At 56.6% G+C, this 17,467-nt stretch carries 17 protein-coding genes; 8 read left to right on the forward strand and 9 right to left on the reverse strand.

The annotated features are described in order from the left end of the window. Positions 1-77 precede the first annotated feature (77 nt). Positions 78-710, forward strand: coding sequence for a polysaccharide deacetylase family protein (locus tag CUC55_RS18210; RefSeq protein ID WP_425352874.1), 633 nt, complete (start codon positions 78-80; stop codon positions 708-710). Between the two features lie 111 nt (positions 711-821). After that, complete coding sequence (locus CUC55_RS18215) at positions 822-1,748, forward strand: Gfo/Idh/MocA family protein (RefSeq protein WP_067643887.1); 927 nt, start codon at positions 822-824, stop codon at positions 1,746-1,748. A 4-nt stretch (positions 1,749-1,752) separates the two neighbouring features. Here CUC55_RS18215 and CUC55_RS18220 read toward each other — a convergent pair whose 3' ends face one another. The 4 genes from CUC55_RS18220 to CUC55_RS18235 form a co-directional block, all read right to left on the reverse strand. Continuing rightward, entirely contained in the window at positions 1,753-2,781 is a 1,029-nt protein-coding gene (locus tag CUC55_RS18220; RefSeq protein WP_067643889.1) for a sensor domain-containing diguanylate cyclase, read from the reverse strand. A 409-nt stretch (positions 2,782-3,190) separates the two neighbouring features. Continuing rightward, positions 3,191-3,802, reverse strand: a complete 612-nt coding sequence (locus CUC55_RS18225; protein WP_103088718.1) for a LysE family translocator — start codon at positions 3,800-3,802, stop codon at positions 3,191-3,193. A gap of 82 nt (positions 3,803-3,884) precedes the next feature. Continuing rightward, complete coding sequence (locus CUC55_RS18230) at positions 3,885-4,334, reverse strand: DNA polymerase III subunit chi (protein WP_103088794.1); 450 nt, start codon at positions 4,332-4,334, stop codon at positions 3,885-3,887. 38 nt (positions 4,335-4,372) lie between these two features. Then, positions 4,373-5,863: a leucyl aminopeptidase gene (locus tag CUC55_RS18235; RefSeq protein WP_103088795.1), complete on the reverse strand. Its 1,491-nt coding sequence runs from the start codon at positions 5,861-5,863 to the stop codon at positions 4,373-4,375. A gap of 273 nt (positions 5,864-6,136) precedes the next feature. On the opposite strand from CUC55_RS18235, the gene lptF reads away from it, so the two are divergent. The 6 genes from lptF (at position 6,137) to rsmA (ending at position 13,876) form a co-directional block, all read left to right on the forward strand. Continuing rightward, positions 6,137-7,306: an LPS export ABC transporter permease LptF gene (lptF, locus tag CUC55_RS18240; protein WP_067643891.1), complete on the forward strand. Its 1,170-nt coding sequence runs from the start codon at positions 6,137-6,139 to the stop codon at positions 7,304-7,306. Further along, entirely contained in the window at positions 7,303-8,391 is a 1,089-nt protein-coding gene (lptG, locus tag CUC55_RS18245; protein WP_067643894.1) for an LPS export ABC transporter permease LptG, read from the forward strand. The genes lptF and lptG overlap by 4 nt, the downstream gene beginning before the upstream one ends. Next, positions 8,391-10,760, forward strand: coding sequence for an LPS-assembly protein LptD (locus tag CUC55_RS18250; protein WP_067643897.1), 2,370 nt, complete (start codon positions 8,391-8,393; stop codon positions 10,758-10,760). The genes lptG and CUC55_RS18250 overlap by 1 nt, the downstream gene beginning before the upstream one ends. Positions 10,761-11,050: 290 nt before the next feature. Next, a complete protein-coding gene (locus tag CUC55_RS18255; protein WP_103088719.1) occupies positions 11,051-11,995 on the forward strand; it encodes a SurA N-terminal domain-containing protein in 945 nt (314 codons plus the stop codon). 16 nt (positions 11,996-12,011) lie between these two features. Next, positions 12,012-13,031, forward strand: a complete 1,020-nt coding sequence (pdxA, locus tag CUC55_RS18260) for a 4-hydroxythreonine-4-phosphate dehydrogenase PdxA (protein WP_082760139.1) — start codon at positions 12,012-12,014, stop codon at positions 13,029-13,031. Further along, positions 13,031-13,876 (forward strand): 16S rRNA (adenine(1518)-N(6)/adenine(1519)-N(6))-dimethyltransferase RsmA, encoded by an 846-nt coding sequence (rsmA, locus tag CUC55_RS18265; RefSeq protein ID WP_067643906.1) that lies wholly within the window; start codon positions 13,031-13,033, stop codon positions 13,874-13,876. Before pdxA ends, rsmA begins: the two co-directional genes overlap by 1 nt. On the opposite strand, the gene vapC is transcribed toward rsmA, so the two are convergent. The 5 genes from vapC to mltG all read right to left on the reverse strand — a co-directional run bounded on the left by vapC (position 13,873) and on the right by mltG (position 17,421). Further along, positions 13,873-14,271, reverse strand: a complete 399-nt coding sequence (gene vapC, locus CUC55_RS18270; protein ID WP_103088720.1) for a type II toxin-antitoxin system tRNA(fMet)-specific endonuclease VapC — start codon at positions 14,269-14,271, stop codon at positions 13,873-13,875. The genes rsmA and vapC overlap by 4 nt on opposite strands. After that, positions 14,271-14,504 (reverse strand): type II toxin-antitoxin system VapB family antitoxin, encoded by a 234-nt coding sequence (vapB, locus tag CUC55_RS18275; protein WP_067644274.1) that lies wholly within the window; start codon positions 14,502-14,504, stop codon positions 14,271-14,273. The genes vapC and vapB overlap by 1 nt, the downstream gene beginning before the upstream one ends. Positions 14,505-14,580: 76 nt before the next feature. Continuing rightward, entirely contained in the window at positions 14,581-15,252 is a 672-nt protein-coding gene (gmk, locus tag CUC55_RS18280; protein ID WP_103088721.1) for a guanylate kinase, read from the reverse strand. 5 nt (positions 15,253-15,257) lie between these two features. Next, positions 15,258-16,142, reverse strand: coding sequence for a YicC/YloC family endoribonuclease (locus tag CUC55_RS18285; protein ID WP_103088722.1), 885 nt, complete (start codon positions 16,140-16,142; stop codon positions 15,258-15,260). Between the two features lie 58 nt (positions 16,143-16,200). After that, positions 16,201-17,421: an endolytic transglycosylase MltG gene (gene mltG, locus CUC55_RS18290; protein ID WP_103088723.1), complete on the reverse strand. Its 1,221-nt coding sequence runs from the start codon at positions 17,419-17,421 to the stop codon at positions 16,201-16,203. Between the last annotated feature and the right edge of the window lie 46 nt (positions 17,422-17,467).

Genomic DNA, 17,467 nt, shown 5'->3' on the forward strand with positions numbered 1-17,467 from the left:
GCGGCGATGCCGTTGCGCTTTCGCCAACGGCATGGATGCATCCGCGCAACCCCAGGGGACTTGCCGGTCGCGATATCATGGTATCATCCCTGAAGGACATCGCGCTCGCCAACAAGGAAGTCGTGCTCAGCTTCGATGACGGCCCGGTTCCTGGCAGGACGGAAAGCATTCTGGCGACGCTGGATGAATTCGGCGTCAAGGCCACGTTCCTGATGGTCGGGCAGATGGCGCAGGCGCATCCCGAAATCGCCAGAAAAGTCGTTGCTGACGGTCACAGCGTCGGCAGCCACACCTTCAGCCACCCTAATCTCAGAGCCATGTCGTTTGATCGCGCGCTAGCAGAGGTATCCAAGGGATCAAAAGCCGTTGCCAAGGCGACAGACACCGATGCCTCTTTCTTCCGCTTTCCCTACCTCGCCGACACCGGCCGCTTGCGCAACATGATTTCGGATCGTGGCATGGTCATCATGGATGTGCAGATCGATTCGAAAGACTATTTCAAGGATTCCCCAGCCGTCGTCGCCTCGCGCACCGTTGCCGCTCTTCGCCATCGCGGCAGCGGCATCATCCTGATGCACGATATCCACAGGCGCACCGCCGCCATGCTGCCCGCCTTGCTGACGCAGTTGCGAGCGGAAGGCTATAAGGTCGTCCATCTCATCTACAAAAAACCGGCGCACAAACCATTGCTCGTCGCCTCGCTGGACTGATGAAAAGGAAAACGCAAAGGCGGCTGCCCCGGCCTTGCCGATGCCGATGTTTCTGATAGAACTCGATAAAGTACTATTATTCGAGTGAAACATTCAGACGGGTTTTCTTTCATGTCAGCTACCAAGCTCGCCATTGTCGGCGTCGGCAAAATCGTTCGCGACCAGCACCTTCCAGCCATCGCCGCCAATCCGGATTTCGATCTGATTGCCACCGCCAGCCGCCATGGTACCGTTGATGGCGTGCCATCCTACGGCACCATCGAAGCGCTGCTTGAAGCCGTTCCGGACGTGCAGGCCGTGTCGCTCTGCATGCCGCCGCAATACCGCTACACCGCAGCATACGCCGCGCTGAATGCGGGCAAGCACGTCTTCCTGGAAAAGCCACCCGGTGCGACGCTATCTGAAGTGCAGGATCTGGTTCGTCTGGCCGATTCCAAGGAACTTTCGCTGTTTGCTAGCTGGCATTCTCGTTACGCGCCTGCTGTCGAAGCTGCNAAAAGCTTCCTCGCCTCCACCAGGATCAACAGCGTTCACGTCATCTGGAAAGAAGACGTGCGCCACTGGCACCCGAACCAGGAATGGATCTGGCAGGCAGGTGGTCTCGGCGTGTTTGATCCCGGCATCAACGCGCTGTCGATCATCACCCACATCCTGCCGCGCGCACTGTTCGTGACCAAGGCCACGCTGGAATTCCCTGAGAACCGCGATGCACCGATTGCAGCCGACATCCAGTTCTCCGATGTGACGCAGATGCCTGTGCATGCCGAATTCGACTGGCGCCAGACGGGCAAGCAGAGCTGGGATATCGTGGCTGAAACCGAAGCTGGTCAGATGGTTCTGTCAGAAGGCGGCGCGAAGCTCTCCATCGCTGGCGAGCAGAAACTGTCCGAACCGGAGCGCGAATACCCTGCCCTCTACGAACGCTTCGCAGAGATCATCAAGGCCAGAACCTCCGACGTCGACCTTGCACCGCTCACGCATGTGGCCGACGCATTCCTGCTCGGTCGCCATAAGTTCGTGGATTCGTTCTTCGATTGATCGGTCAGATGGCGCGGCTGACGAAACGGTCGCGCCCATCCTTCTTGGCCTGATACAGCGCTTCATCCACACTCTGCAGCAGCGACAGGCAATCCTGCCCTGACTGCGGTGCAATCGCGCCGCCGATGCTGAGCGGCGCGCTGATGAGGCGACCATCGATGTTGAAAGGCTGACGGAAAGCTTCCAGCAGCCGCTCTGCCAGCTTTGAAATGACGTCAGAACCGGCTGGTCGCGGAATGAACACCGCAAATTCGTCTCCACCCATGCGCACGGCAATGTCTTCGGCGCGGATGACATCGCGAATGCGGCAGGCAGCCTCGTGCAGAACACGGTCGCCAACGCCGTGGCCCAGCGTATCGTTGATCGTCTTGAAACCGTCCATATCCAGATAAAGCGCACCGAAGGTCTCATTGGACTGCAAGGCCGCATACATCTGCGAATCCACCAGGCCACTCAGCGCCTTGCGGTTATAGAAACCCGTCAGCGGGTCGGTCATGGCAGCATCGCGCAAGGCACGCTCGGCAAGGCTCATGGTGAAGTTGGCTTTTTGCAGTCGCAACAGCGCCCCTGCCAGAACCGCAAAACGCTTGAGGCTTTCCACTTCGGTCGGCTTCAACTCACGCGGAGACGTATCCAGAATGCAAAATGCCCCGACCGTCAGCCCCGGCTCCAACTCGATGGGCGCACCGGCGTAAAACCGGAATTTCGGCCCGCCTTCGACATAGGGAAAGCCGCGTAATTCCGGATGCGCACTCAAATTCGGCACGACAAGAACATCATTGGAAAGCACCACGCGGGTGCAGATTGAGATATCGCGAGAGCATTCGCTGACCTGAATGCCCGCCTGATGCGCAATCCGCAACCAGTCTTCATCGACGATATGGATGGCNGCGCGCGCCATATCGAACACGCCTTTTGCCAGCTCGGAAAGCGAAGCCAGTTCCGGTGTCGGGCCAGATCCCAGAGACAGGATGGACCGGACAGCAACTAGACGCTCTGTTTCGTTGACCGGCCACGGGGCGGATTGACCCATTTCATTCTCCTCGGCTGTCGCGCAACGCTCCGTTCGTTGAGTGTTGCATACAGCATGTTTGTTAACGCACTACATTAGCAAGACCTAGGCCGACAATCGGCGCAGACTTCAAATCATGTTTTCGTTGCCCATTTTGCGAGCCCGCTTATCATCACCAGCCTTCCGTTTTAGAAAATGTTGATATCCAGAGAAACTGAGCGGAAAGAGTCGCTTATCGCGGGGTCTTCAGAAGAGACTACGTGTTTTCCAGCGAATGACCCGGCGATTTTATTTGGATTTTCTGTCTAGGATATCTCGGCAAGGACTGAGTTTGCTACAACCATCGCTTTGGTAAGTCTGCGTCACCTCTAATGTCGCGGCCTTTAAGACATTTGCGTGACCAGCGGTCGGATAGTAACTCCTAACCTCCTCAGCGTGTGGCGATCGCGGCAGCCGCCAAAGCCATAGCTGCTCCGCTCACTTGATTAATCCGGCGGATAGCGCGGCTATTTCGAAGGAACGTTCTTGCCTTCGACGCGAGGAATACCCACGAAAGATCAACGGCGACCAGGGTTACAAGCAGGGTCAGGACCAATTGTAACCATCCCATTGCCGTCACACCTTTCATATCGATGAGCGAAGGCATGAGAGTGAGGTAGAACAACATGTTTTTGGGATTGCTGATCGAAATGGAAAGCCCGGACATAAAGGCGCTAAAGCCTTTTCCTTTTGTTGACGGCTCAGGGTCGCCAACCTCTGGCTGACTGGTGAATAGTACCCAGGCAAGATNAAACAGGTATGCCACGCCTATCCATTTAATGATTTCAAAAAGCAGATGGAAAGAAGCAGCCAGGGCGGCAAGCCCTGCAAGCGCAACACTGAGCCAAATGGCCTCGCCTATCCATATTGCGATCAGAAAGGGCAGGACATTGCGCACACCTTGCGATAGCACTCGTGCGACCAGCGCCGCAACAGTCGGCCCGGGGCTGACAGAGTCAGCAATCAAAGCCCCAGCAAAAATCAGCAAAGCCATCAGTGTCATAATTTCGATCCCCCAAGAACGATAACCACCCCAATATTGCAGAAATCCCGCCTAAAGGTAGAGTTTACGGCGTCGCGCGCCCTCAAGCCTTCTTCTGCCAGCGACCTTCCGGGGATTGCTGCCAATAGGTCAGCGTATGGCCCTCGCCTTTCAGCTTTTTCCACTGCGCACGCGCGCTCTCAAGTTGCGCAGCGTCATAGCCGTCGAACATGNAAACGATGCGCTCATAGGCTTCGAGCGGTGGTGGCTCGGCGCCATCGACGATGAAGCGTACATTCGCGGCGTTGGCANTTTCGGCCGATATCGTCAGCACCACAGGCTGGGCAGCGGCGTTTTCCGCCGCATCTGTTCCATGCGGCATGAAGCTGTCATCCCGAAATGTCCAGAGATGAACGTCGAGAGCATCGCGGCGCTCTTCACTTGCCGTCTGGACCGCGACCTTCCAGCCGCGTTCCAGCGATTTTTCCAAAAGAGGCGGCAGGGCGTCTTCCAGTTTCGATTCCGTTAGATGGTAGAAAAGAACTTCCGTCATCGGAACGCCCATGCTTCATTGATATTATAGTGCGCAGCTCAGTCTTCGTAATGAGCGCGAACGAGTTCGTTCAAAAGGCGCACGCCATAACCCGAACCCCAGGACTGATTGATTTCCGTCAGCNGGGACCCCATCGCCGTGCCAGCGATGTCCAGATGCGCCCAAGGCGTATCTCCCACAAAGCGCTTGAGGAACTGTGCGGCCGTGACCGACCCCGCCAGACGGCCCGAGCTGTTCTTCATATCGGCGAACTTCGAATCGATGATCTTGTCGTAATCCTTGCCCAGCGGCATGCGCCACAGCTTTTCCTGGGTCGTATTACCCGCGCTCGTCAGGCGCTCCGCCAGTTCGTCATCGTTGGAAAACAGACCGGCCTGAAGATTGCCGAGGGCAACGGTAATTGCACCCGTCAGCGTTGCCAGGTTGATCATGAACTTCGGCTTGAAGCGATCATTGGTGTACCAGAGCGCATCCGCCAGCACGAGGCGGCCTTCGGCATCGGTGTTGATGATTTCGATGGTTTGGCCGGACATGGAGGTGACGATATCACCCGGACGCTGCGCATTACCATCCGGCATGTTTTCCACAAGGCCGATAACGCCGATGACATTGGCTTTCGCTTTGCGCGCCGCCAGCGTGTGCATGAGGCCGGTCACAGCAGCAGCGCCGCCCATGTCGCCCTTCATGTCTTCCATGCCCGCACCGGGCTTGAGCGAAATGCCACCGGTATCGAACACGACACCCTTGCCGACGAAGGCGATCGGCTCATCTTTCTTGGAGCCGCCCTTCCAGTGCATGATGGCCAGACGCGGCGGGCGGACGGAACCTTGGGCAACGCCAAGCAGAGCGCCCATACCAAGCTTCTTCATTTCCTTTTCGCCAAGGATTTCAACCTCGACGCCGAGCTTCTTCAACTCCTCGGCCTTTTCGGCAAACTCGACCGGACCCAGCACATTCGGCGGCAGGTTGACGAGATCGCGCGCAAGAACAACGCCCTGCGCTTCAGCCTCGGCTGTTACGAAAGCGTGCTTTGCCTCTGCGTGGGCGGCGGTTACGATGATGACCTCGACATTTTTCGGAGTCTTGTCGTCGTCGGACTTCNTTTTTGTCTTATAGGTGTCGAAGCTATAGGCACGAAGCAGCAGGCCGAGAGCAAAATCGGCAGCGGCTTTGCCATCGACATCGATACCAAGCGCGTCGAGATAGATGACGACCTTTTCGGCCTTCTTGAAATTGGCCGCAGCCGTTCCACCTGCCCGCAGCCAGTCATGGGCCGTCAGCTTGGCAGCTTTCCCAAGACCGATAACCGTGATTCGATCCGCGTCAGAGCCTTGCGGGGCCAGGACATCCAGAACGCTCATCGACTTGGCGGCAAAGCCTGAGACCTTGGCGGCCTTCGCCAATATGCCTGCGGGATCAACCTGCGCCTGACCGGCAGGAGCATTTTCGCCGGACGCCTGCAGCAAAATAGCGCTGGCGTTCTCAAGCGTGGCGGAGCTGGCAAAAGAGATATCGAATTTGGCGGACATGTTCTCGCTCATCACTATATTTCAGGATGCGCGGGATCATCACGTTTTCCGTCTCCGGCGCAACCCTGCAATCGGTTTCAGGCATGGCAATTTTATGAATCAGTCATGCCGATATCAAAAAAGACGTCACCAACAAAAAGACACAGGGTTAAGAAAAATTGCCGCACAAGACAGATTTGTGAGTGTCGCGGAGTCGCCATTCTCGCTTCTTGCAGCTAGATAGAAAAAGTTCCCGCGAAGGGAACGAAATGGAAATACCTCATCAGGGATCGAATGACGCTTCTTGAACGATACATATTGCGACGCACGACGCAGATGTTTCTGGTCGCGCTTATGCCTGTTCTGGCCATTATCTGGACGATTCAGGTTCTACAGAGAATCAATCTGGTCACCGATACCGGCCAGTCCATGGGCTCTTTCGTCACGTTGGCCACCATGTTGTTGCCGACGCTCATTCCCGTTGTGCTGCCCTTCGCCCTCGTCATTGCCATTACTCAGACGCTGACGGCGATGAACACCGATTCGGAGCTGGCGATCATTGATGCGTCCGGCGCGCCTCGCACGATCATTTTCAAGCCGGTCCTGATTCTCGGCGCTGTGATGAGCCTTGTTTCCTTCGGAATCACCAATTTCGCAGAGCCGCCCGCGCGTACCGCCGCAAGGCAGATGGTGGCCGCGGCCTATGCCGACCTCCTGTCGTCGGTCATCGAAGAGAAAACATTCCGCACCATTCAGGACGGACTTTATGTGCAGATCGGTGAGCGTCAGGGGCGCATCCTTCGCGGCCTGTTCGTCGCAGATCGCCGTGACCCGAATTACGATCTCATCTATTATGCCAAGGAAGGCATGATCGATGAAGGCGGCGCATCGCTGACCATGCGCGATGGCGAAGTGCAGCAGAAGACCCCTGATGGCAAAGTCTCCGTCGTCAAGTTCCTCTCCTATGCGTTCGATCTTTCCACCATGTCCGAAAAGGGCGATAGCGAGCCTTCCATTTCATCCAGCGATGCCAGCCTGGCATTTCTGCTCTCGCCGGACGAGAATGTAGACAGCTATAAAAAGGCACCCGGCGCGTTTCAGTCGGAACTTCATCGCCGTCTGGTGGACTGGATGTTCCCCTTCGTTTTTGCGCTGATTTCGCTCGTGGTCGCAGGCGACGCCCGCTCCCACCGCGAGGCCCGATTGCATCCCATGGTGGCGGCACTCCTCACCGCATTCATGCTGCGCTGGCTCGGCTTCTACTTTACCAATCAGGTCAAGCAGAGTGCTGCGTTCATACCGCTCGTCTATGCGGTTCCAGTGGTCAGCGGTGGCATTTCCATCTTCCTGCTTTTGACCGGCCAGAAACTGCGGATGCCCCGCGCCTTCGGCAATGCGTTGCTGAACATTCAGAAGCGCTTTTCGCCCCCTAAAGCATCCGGTACCGGAGGGCAAAGCACATGATGTTTGGCACCCTCGCACGCTATTTCCTCCGACGCTACGCCATGACCACCTTCTGGTTCCTGCTTGGCGTCTCCGCGATCATCTTTCTTGCCGACTTCAGCGAGACGGCGCGACGCATGTCGGGCCTACCCGGATATTCCGTTCCGGCTGCCCTTGGCCTCACAGCCCTGCGTCTACCTCTCATCCTTCAGCAGACGATCCCGTTCGTCGCTCTCTTCGTGGGCATGACGACGTTGATTTCGCTCAACCGTCGTTATGAACTGGTGGTGACGCGCGCTGCCGGTATTTCCGCATGGCAGTTCATTCTACCCTTCGTCGGTGGTGCCATTCTTCTCGGCATTCTCTCCATCACGGTGCTGAACCCGATAGCAGCTTGGGGCGAAAGCAAATCGCTGGCGGTCGAATCGGGATGGCGCAACGAAGGCGGCGCTTCACGCCAGCAGCAGGTTCTTCCATGGCTTCGCCAAAGCAGCGGCGGGCAGGATACGATCATCGGTGCAAAGAGCTTCGAAGACAACGGCACCCTGCTCAAGGATGTGGTGCTTATACACCTCGACAAGGACGGTAACATCCTCCTGCGTCAGGATGCACAGTCGGCTAAGTTGGAAGATGGTTACTGGCTTCTTAACAACGTTGCCGAGATCCGCCCGGGTCATGTACCAACGCGGGAAGCAACGGCGAGAATCAGTACCAATCTGAGACAGGAATTCGTTCAGGAGCGTCTGACGCAGCCGGAAACCGTTGCTTTCTTTGATCTTTCTCACAAAATCGAGGTAGCGCAGTCTTTCGGAATCTCTTCGAAAGCACTGGAGACACAGTACCACTTCCTGTTGTCCATGCCCTTTCTTCTCGTGGCGATGACGTTCATTGCCGCGACTGTTTCATTAAAGTTCAGCCGNTTTGCACAATCCCGTTCAGTGATTCTGGGTGGAATCGTTTCCGGCTTCGTGCTTTATGTAGTAACCGTGCTCGTAAGGGCATTCGGGAGTAGCGGCGTTGTCCCTCCCTTCGTTGCGGTCTGGGTTCCAGTTGTCGTGGCGTTGGCGTTGGGTGCAACCATTCTGCTTCATCAGGAGGACGGCTAGTGGCGGTATTTGACCGCGGGAATATCAGACGGCTTACGACAGCCCTTCTGACTGGTGCTGCTGTGTGCGCATATGTTGCAACCGCTTCCAGCGTTTTAGCTGAAGACGGTGTCATCGTAGGTGACCCTCAGGACCAATCGAAACTCCTGCTTACAGCGAACGAACTTACCTATAATAAGGATGCCGAACGGGTCATCGCGACCGGTGGTGTGCGACTGCACTATTCCGGCTACCGCATGGTCTCCCAGCGCGTCGAATATAACCAGTCGACTGGCCGTGTTCTTGCGCGTGGCAATATCGAACTGATCGAACCGGGCGGCAATCGCATCTATGCGGATGAACTCGACGTTACCGACGATTTCGGCCAGGGTTTCGTCAATGCTCTTCGTGTGGAGACAACGGACAATACGCGCATCGCCGGTGAAAGCGCCGAGCGTCTTTCGCAGGACGTGATGGTTCTGAACAACGGTGTTTACACCGCATGCCTTCCCTGTGCCGAGCGGCCAGAAAAAGCGCCTCTGTGGCAGGTAAAGGCAGAACGCGTCATTCAGGACGGCAAGACCCACACCGTGCGTCTGGAGAAGGCTCGTTTTGAACTGTTTGGTAAGTCGATAGCCTATCTTCCGTTCATCACCGTTCCCGACAATACGGTCAAACGGAAGTCCGGCTTCCTGTTTCCGCGGATGAGCGTGACGGACAATCTCGGCTTCGGCATCGGCGTGCCCTATTTCCAGGTGCTGTCCGACACCGCTGACGTCACCATCACGCCAACCTATTATACGTCACAGGGTCTGCTGCTCGAAGGTGAACTGCGCCAGCGTTTCGAAATGGGAACGCATACGGTGCGCGCGGCTGGCATCAACCAGATGAACCCCCAGGATTTCGACGCCAATACAAGCGATTCCCAGAACGATACGCGCGCCATGATCGCCTCCAAGGGCGAGTTCAACATCAATCCGCGCTGGGCGTTCGGCTGGGATGCCATGGTGCAGACCGACAATAACTTCTCACGCACCTATGAGCTGAAGGACTACAAGAACTCCGTTCAGACCAACAAGCTGTACCTGACCGGTCTCGGTGAACGTAACCATTTTGATGTCAGTGCTTACTATTTCAACGTCCAGGACAATGATGATTCGGAAGCGCAGGAGCGTAGGCAGGCTATTGTCCACCCTGCTCTCGACTACCGCTATTTCATGCCGGATCCAGTGTATGGCGGCGAGCTTTCGCTGACGACCAATTTCACCAGCCTCACACGTCGCAACCAGGATGCTTATAATCTCGGTCCGTCCGTGCGCTATAATGGTCTGGAAGGAAACTATACGCGCCTGTCCACGGAAGCTGAGTGGAAGCGTACCGTGACATTTGACAGCGGGCTGCTGCTGACGCCTCTTCTGGCTGCACGTGGCGATGCCCTGTGGAATGACATGTCCGCAAACTCGTTCGGCACGTTCGCCTATGATGGTACGATCAACAATGACGCAAGCCTGCGCGGCATGGCGACATTCGGTCTTGAAGCGCGCTATCCGGTTCTCTTCACTGCTCTGCACAGCAGCCACGTGATCGAGCCTATCGCCCAGATTTTCGTTCGTCCGAATGAAGGCTATTCCGGCGAGTTGCCAAACGAAGATTCTCAGGCCTTCGTGTTCGATGCGACCAACCTGTTCGAGCGTGACAAATTTTCAGGCTTCGACCGGATCGAAGGCGGCACACGCGCCAATCTCGGCTTCCGATATAACGGCACATTCGACAACGGTTACGGCATCCGCGCCATTGCTGGTCAGTCGTATCACCTTTCCGGCGAAAACTCTTTCGCCTCCAATGATCTGGTCAATGTCGGTGCAAATTCCGGCCTGGAGACGGATCGTTCCGACTACGTTGCCATGGCTGCCATCGACGCTCCAATCGGCCTGTCGCTGTCATCCAGCTTCCGGTTCGACAAGGACAATTTTGAGGTCAATCGCTCTGAGACCGCCGTTGCCTACACCGACAACCGCGTGTCAGGCAAAGTCAGCTACACACAGGTCGAGGCGCAGCCAGAGTATGGCTACGACCGGAAACGCGACATCATTCAAGCATCGGGCAAACTGCGTCTGGATGATAACTGGGCTCTGTTCGGCGCGATCAATTATGACGTGAACAACAAGTTCTCCAGCGAGCGGCGTATCGGCTTTCTCTACCAGGATGAATGCACCATCTTCACCGTCAGCTATTCGGACGTTGGCAACATCAACACGGTCAACGAAGCCGCGAATGACTGGTCGGTCAACGCCCGCCTTGCCTTCAGAACGCTTGGCGACATCAGCGTCGGCTCCGCGAACAAGGACTGGAGCGACGCCGATATCGGCTGGAAGCCAAATAACTACTGATTTCAAGCAGCGGCGAAGTGAAAACTTCGCCGCNTTTTTTGAAAGAGCGTGATTGGCAGCATCCCTGATACGCCACTGTTTTGCCGCATCGTATATTCAATGTGGGGCATCGTAGCGATTGTCGTTTTGCCGATTTCGGTGATATATACGGTCGCGCCCACAGTAAAACCGCAGCAAAATCTGACTTCTTGGTTGACGAGCGAGGATATCCGCTTCATCCGGTAGTTTGAGATGTTTAAAAGCAAAGTCGTCGCCAGTGCGAAACGACGTGTCGACAGGGAGAGAACAGGATGAATTTCGGAAAGACGGCGTTGCGCAGTGTTGCATTCGCCTTTGCGATTTTCGCAGTTCCTATGGTCATCGCGCTTCCAGCGCAGCAGGCCGCGGCCGCAACCACCGTCAAAGTCGTGGTCAACAAGACAGCGATCACCAGTGACGATATTGCGAAACGTGCTGCTTTTCTGAAATTGCAGCGCCAGTCCGGCAACCTCCCTGCAAAAGCCCGTGAGCAGTTGATAGATGAGGCGTTGAAGCGTGAAGAAATCGCGCGCGTCAAGATGTCGGTCAGCACCGCAGACGTCGACGCGTCATTTGCCCGCTTCGCTTCCACGAACAAGATGACCACGGATCAGTTGACCAAGGTTCTCGCCCAGGCCGGTGTCGGCGCTGAGCATTTCAAATCCTTCATTGCCGTCCAGATGAGCTGGCCTCGGCTGGTCAACGCCCGTTATGGCGGTCGAAACAAGATGTCGACGCAGGATTTCGTGACGCGGTTGAAAGAACGCGGCAGTAAACCTGTGACGAACGAGTATTTCCTGCAGCAGGTGATTTTCGTTATTCCCGAAGCCAAGCGCAATTCCATTACCGGCAAACGTAAGTCGGAGGCCGAAGCTTCCCGCAAGCGCTATCCCGGCTGCGAACAGGCAAAGACCTTTGCAGCGACGATGCTGGACGTGTCGATCAAGGATCTCGGGCGCATGCTCGAGCCGGAATTGCCACCAGACTGGAAGCCTCTGGTTGAAAAGACGGCTGAAGGTGGCACCACTGGCACACGCGTGACGGAAAAAGGCGTGGAGTATCTGGCCGTCTGCAAAAAGCAGCAGGTGTCTGACGATTACGCGGCGGAAGTCGNTTTCCGTTCGGAAGATTTGATGAAGGCTGAAAAGGGCGAAAATCCCAACGAGAAGAAATATCTCGAAGAGCTGCGGAAGAAAGCCCAGATTACCAGCACCTGACGTGAAAGTGCCTTTTGTGACCTCGCAACAATTGCCTATCGCCCTCACCCAGGGCGATCCCGCCGGGATCGGCCCGGATATTACTCTTGTCGCTTGGGCAAAACGTAAAGAGTTCGGCCTGCCGCCTTTTATTCTGGTCGGCGATCCCGATGTCATTGCCAGCAGGGGCCATCTTCTCGGCATCAACGCTAACGTGACAATTTGCGAGCCCGAGCAGACAACGTCCATTTTCCCTGATGCCTTGCCCGTGTTTCCCATTCCTGTCGGCTTTGAAGTACAGGTCGGTCAACCGCATGTCGGCGCGGCACTCTCCACCATCAAGGCGATCGAGACAGCGGTTTCGCTGACCGTTGAAAAACGCACGTCGGCAGTTGTCACCAACCCAATCGCGAAATCGGTGCTGTATGAGGCGGGCTTCGGTTTTCCCGGCCATACCGAATTTCTGGCAGAGCTTGCCAACAAGCTGACCGGTCGGGTCTGTAAACCCGTCATGATGATAGCCGGGCCGAAGCTGCGCGTCGTGCCCGTGACAATCCATATCCCGGTCAAAGACGTCCCAGCCGCACTCACGGAAGAACTGATCATCGAAACCTGCCGCATTATTGCTGCTGGTCTTAGAGACAAGTTCGGTATCGAAGCTCCTCGCCTCGCAGTCGCAGGCTTGAACCCGCATGCGGGTGAAGACGGCGCAATCGGCATTGAGGATCGCGACATCATTCATCCCGCCACGATCCAACTGCGCAAGGACGGCATCGATGCATTCGGCCCTCTTCCTGCCGATACGATGTTCCATGAGGCTGCCCGCAGGCGCTATGACGTGGCGGTCTGCATGTATCACGATCAGGCGTTGATCCCCGCTAAAGCGCTGGGGTTCGATGATTCCGTCAACATTACACTCGGCTTGCCCTTCATTCGAACATCGCCCGACCACGGAACGGCTTTCGGCATCGCCGGACAAGGCATTGCCAACGAGTCCAGCCTCGTTGCAGCCTTGAAGATGGCGTCTGAGATTGCGGCACGTCAGGTGACAGCGTAATGGCGGCTATCGACGGCCTTCCGCCACTGCGCGATGTCATCCAGCGCCACGGCCTCGATGCGAAGAAATCGCTCGGTCAGAACTTCCTGCTCGATCTCAATCTGACGCAGAAGATTGCGCGCACAGCAGGCCCTCTCGACGGCGTTACCGTATTTGAGGTCGGCCCCGGCCCCGGCGGACTAACCCGCGCCATCCTGTCGCTCGGTGCNAAAAAGGTTATTGCCGTGGAACGCGATAGTCGCTGCCTGCCCGCGCTTGCCGAAATCTCAGATCACTATCCAGGCCGCCTCGAAGTCATCGAGGGCGATGCGCTCAAGGTTGATTTCGAGACCTTGGTGCCCAAGGACGAACCCGTCCGCGTCATCGCAAACCTTCCTTACAACGTCGGAACCCAACTGCTGATCAACTGGTTGCTGCCAAAACAATGGCCGCCCTTCTGGCTGTCACTGACCCTGATGTTTCAAAAAGAAGTCGGACAGCGAATCGTGGCGGAAGAAGGCGACAATCATTACGGTCGCCTCGGCGTTCTCACAGGCTGGCGTACGGTGCCGGAGATGGCCTTCGACGTACCGCCCCAAGCCTTCAGCCCGCCGCCCAAGGTGACGTCGACCGTCGTGCACCTGCTGCCCAAGGACAAACCGTTTCCTTGCGACGTGGCCAACCTCGAAAAAGTCACCGAGGCCGCCTTCGGCCAGCGCCGCAAGATGCTGCGCCAAAGCGTAAAATCCATCGGTGGCGAGGCGTTATTGGAAAAAGCAGGGATCGACCCTACGAGACGGGCCGAGACATTGTCGGTGGAAGAGTTCGTGAGACTGGCGAATATGCTTGGTCAGACTGGAAACTAAACCCAGTTTTCCACTCGCAGCCCCGGCATGCGTACAAATTCCCGCATATTATTGGTTACGACGATGAGGCCTTCGCTACGCGCGTGACCGCCAATCTGCATATCGTGCACCCCGCATGGCGTTCCGGCACGCGCCAACTCAGCTCTGATTTGTCCGTAATGCGCAGCTGCCTTATCGGCAAATGGCNAAACATCAAGCCTCGATACAAAGTTCTCTATCGCAACCAGATTTTCATTTCGGCGGGCTGATTTCTCCGCCCCGTAACAAAGCTCGCCCAAGGTGATGCTCGATATGCACAACTGTTCCGCTATAGCGTTGAACTTGTCCCTAAGCTCAGGCGGATATGTTTTCATGACGTAGATGCAGATATTTGTATCGAGCATGTATGTCAGCATCAAAAGGACTCGCGCTCTTCGGATGACGGCTGCTCACGTTCGGTCAGAAAATCGTCGCTTGCTCTTGGTCCAGATGCAAATAAATCATCCCATCTCTTGCCGTGAGGTACGATGACACGCGCGCGGCCAATTTTAAGGATGTCCACCTGATGCACGTCTTCAGGAAAAGCGACGGCTTTGGGCAGCCTTACCGCTTGGCTTCGATTACTGAGGAAAACCGTAGAAGTCGTCATGGCAAGGCTCCGTATATCCAGCATGGATATACATAGACTTCCATCTACAAAAATTCAAGCGATCGATGCGGGCCGCCTACCGCACAGGCAACGCTGGCACTTCTTCCAACAACTCGCGCACGAAATCGAACATGCCATGGCGGCGGTCGCGGCGGACGCGTTCGGCTTTGACGATGGCTTCGATCGCTTCGAATGCGGCCTGCAAATCGTCATTGAGGATGACGTAGTCATAGTCACGCCAATGCTCGATTTCGGAGCGGGAATTGGCAAGGCGGGTCTGGATAACTTCTTCGGTGTCTTCAGCGCGGCGGTGAAGGCGTGATTGCAGCTCGGTCATCGTCGGAGGCAGGATGAAGATCGAAACGACGTCCGCTTTCATCTTGTCCTGAAGTTGCTCGGCGCCCTGCCAGTCGATGTCGAACAGCATGTCCTTGCCTTCGGCCATGGCGACTTCGACTGCTTCACGTGGTGTACCGTAATAATTGCCGTGCACTTCCGCCCATTCCAGCAAAGCCTCGCTGTCGCGTAGACGCTCGAACTCGCGCTTGGAAATGAAGTGGTAGTGAATGCCGTCAATTTCGCTCTGACGCCGCGCCCGGGTGGTGACGCTGACCGACAGGCTGATATTCTTGTCCTTCTCCAGCAGGTTGCGTGCAATGGTGGATTTGCCTGNCCCCGACGGTGACGAAATAACCAGCATCAGGCCCCTGCGGGCGATATGGACGGGAGGAATGCTGGCGGACGCCATGGGGTCTACTCCAGATTTTGGACCTGTTCGCGGAATTGATCGATCACGACTTTCAATTCGATACCAGCAGCGGTTACAGCACTGGCATTGGATTTGGAACAGATTGTATTCGACTCCCGGTTNAATTCCTGTGCAAGAAAGTCCAACTTGCGTCCAACTGGCACGCCGCTGCTCAAAAGCTCTCGCGCGGCAGCCACATGGCCCATCAAACGGTCGATTTCTTCGCGCAAGTCAGCCTTGGTCGCGAGCAGAACGGCTTCCATGTGCAGGCGGTCGCTATCAAGGGCATTGCCGTCACCAATCAAGGCGATCTGGGTCGCGAGGCGCGCTCTGATCTGCTCAGGCTGACGGGAGGGGTCTGCCTCGATGATTCCAGTCAGTTGCTCTATTTTATCGATGTGGCTGGCGAGAATGCCAAACAGAAGATCGCCTTCGCGCTCACGCATCGTCTTCAATGCGGCAACCGCCGCCGTGAAGCCATCGACGATATCGCGATTGCGGGCTTCCTGCGCGTCTGCACCCTCTTCCGGCTCTCGAAACTCGACCAGGCCACGCACCGAAAGCAGCGTATCGAAGCTCAAGGGCGCGTCGCTGACAGCATCGCCAAGATCACGCTTGAGCGCCAGAACGGCATCAAGAGCGTCGCGATTGACCACTGCTTCCATCTTCACTTCGGATGCGGATGCGCTCAGTCCTGCCTGAATGTTGCCGCGAGAAAAGCTCTTGGATGCAATGTCGCGCAACGCCATCTCCAGTGCTTCCATGCCCGGTGGCAATCGCAGGCGCAGATCGAGCCCTTTTCCATTGACGGAGCGGAGCTCCCACGCCCAGCGATAACGCCCGCACGCCCCTTCGGTCCGTGCAAAGCCTGTCATGGATTGCAATGCCATTGAATATATCCCCAAATGAAAAGCTGCCGCCCCATCGGGGCAGCAGCGGTCGTTCAAATCAATTACTGCGAGGCCGTTCCGCCTGCGATCCATCCGGCTGACCATCCACCACCGTTTCAGGCACGCCGCCATTGGCAGTGCGCTCAGCCTCTATCTTGCGCCAGCGTCGGACATTTGCGTTGTGCTCGTCCAGCGTCTTGGCAAAGGTGTGACCGCCAGTCCCATCTGCAACGAAATAGAGGTCGTCGGTGCGCCAGGGATTGGCCGTCGCTTCGAGCGCTGCACGTCCCGGATTGGCAATCGGATGCGGCGGCAGGCCACGGATGATGTAGGTGTTGAAAGGTGTCTCNTTTTGCAGATCGGACTGGTAGATCGGCCTGTCCGCAGGTTTACCCTCGCCGCCGAACAATCCGTAGATGATGGTCGGATCGGACTGCAGGCGCATGTTCTTTTTCATGCGATTGTAGAACACCGATGCAACATGACCGCGCTCGTCATCCTTGCCGGTTTCCTTCTCCACGATGGACGCCAGCGTGACGAATTCTTCAATGGTCTTGATCGGCAGATCCGGGTCGCGACGTTCCCAGGTCGCCTGAACAAGCCGCGTCTGGGCGGCGCGCATCTGGTTGACGATTTCTTCGCGCTTGGTGCCACGCGTGAAAGGATAGGTGTCAGGCCGCAATGAGCCTTCTGCTGGCAGTTGCGCTGGCAAATCGCCCTCAAGCGTCGTGTCAGCCGCAAGACGCGTGAACATCTGCTTGACGGTCAGGCCTTCCGGCATGGACACAGAGTAGAGAATGGACTTGCCGGATTCCAGCAGTGCCAGAATGTCCTTCATCGATGTGCGGGCTTTGACTTCATATTCGCCGGGCTTCGGCGTCTGGCTCGGCGACATGTAACGGTCTGCCATCAGGCGGAAGATGCGGGCATTGGAGATCGCGCCTTCGCGCTCCAGATTATTGGCGATTTCGACAAGACCGGCGCCGTTGCGAACCGTAATCGTCTTATTGAGTTCGAGCGGACCCGGCTCATGAAACGAATTGATCATGTAATAGAAGGCGGCAATACCGACCACGCAGACGGCAACCACCAGCGTCATGAGGAAGTTGAGGAAAATCACAAGCTGGCTATGGGCCTTGCGGGAGCGCTTCGGCGGGGCCGGAACACGCTCGGGTCTCAGTGCCTCTGTCGGTGATTTCGGAATGATCGGGCCGCCTTTGCTCTCACTCGAGCCTTCACGTCCATAAGGGGCCTGTTTGTCATCTCTCGTATCGCTCACCGGCGGTCCTTTTCAGTTCGGCATTACAGCGGCTTATGTGAGCAGG

Source organism: Agrobacterium bohemicum (genome assembly GCF_002896715.1).
In the GTDB taxonomy this organism is placed as follows: Bacteria; Pseudomonadota; Alphaproteobacteria; order Rhizobiales; family Rhizobiaceae; genus Agrobacterium; species Agrobacterium bohemicum.

What these genes read in the sequence shown, in the direction of transcription:
- CUC55_RS18210 (WP_425352874.1), top strand. Translation starts at nt 78, where the DNA reads ATGGTATCATCCCTGAAGGACATCGCGCTCGCCAACAAGGAAGTCGTG.
- lptF (WP_067643891.1), top strand. Translation starts at nt 6,137, where the DNA reads ATGACGCTTCTTGAACGATACATATTGCGACGCACGACGCAGATGTTT.
- vapB (WP_067644274.1), bottom strand. Translation starts at nt 14,504, where the DNA reads ATGACGACTTCTACGGTTTTCCTCAGTAATCGAAGCCAAGCGGTAAGG.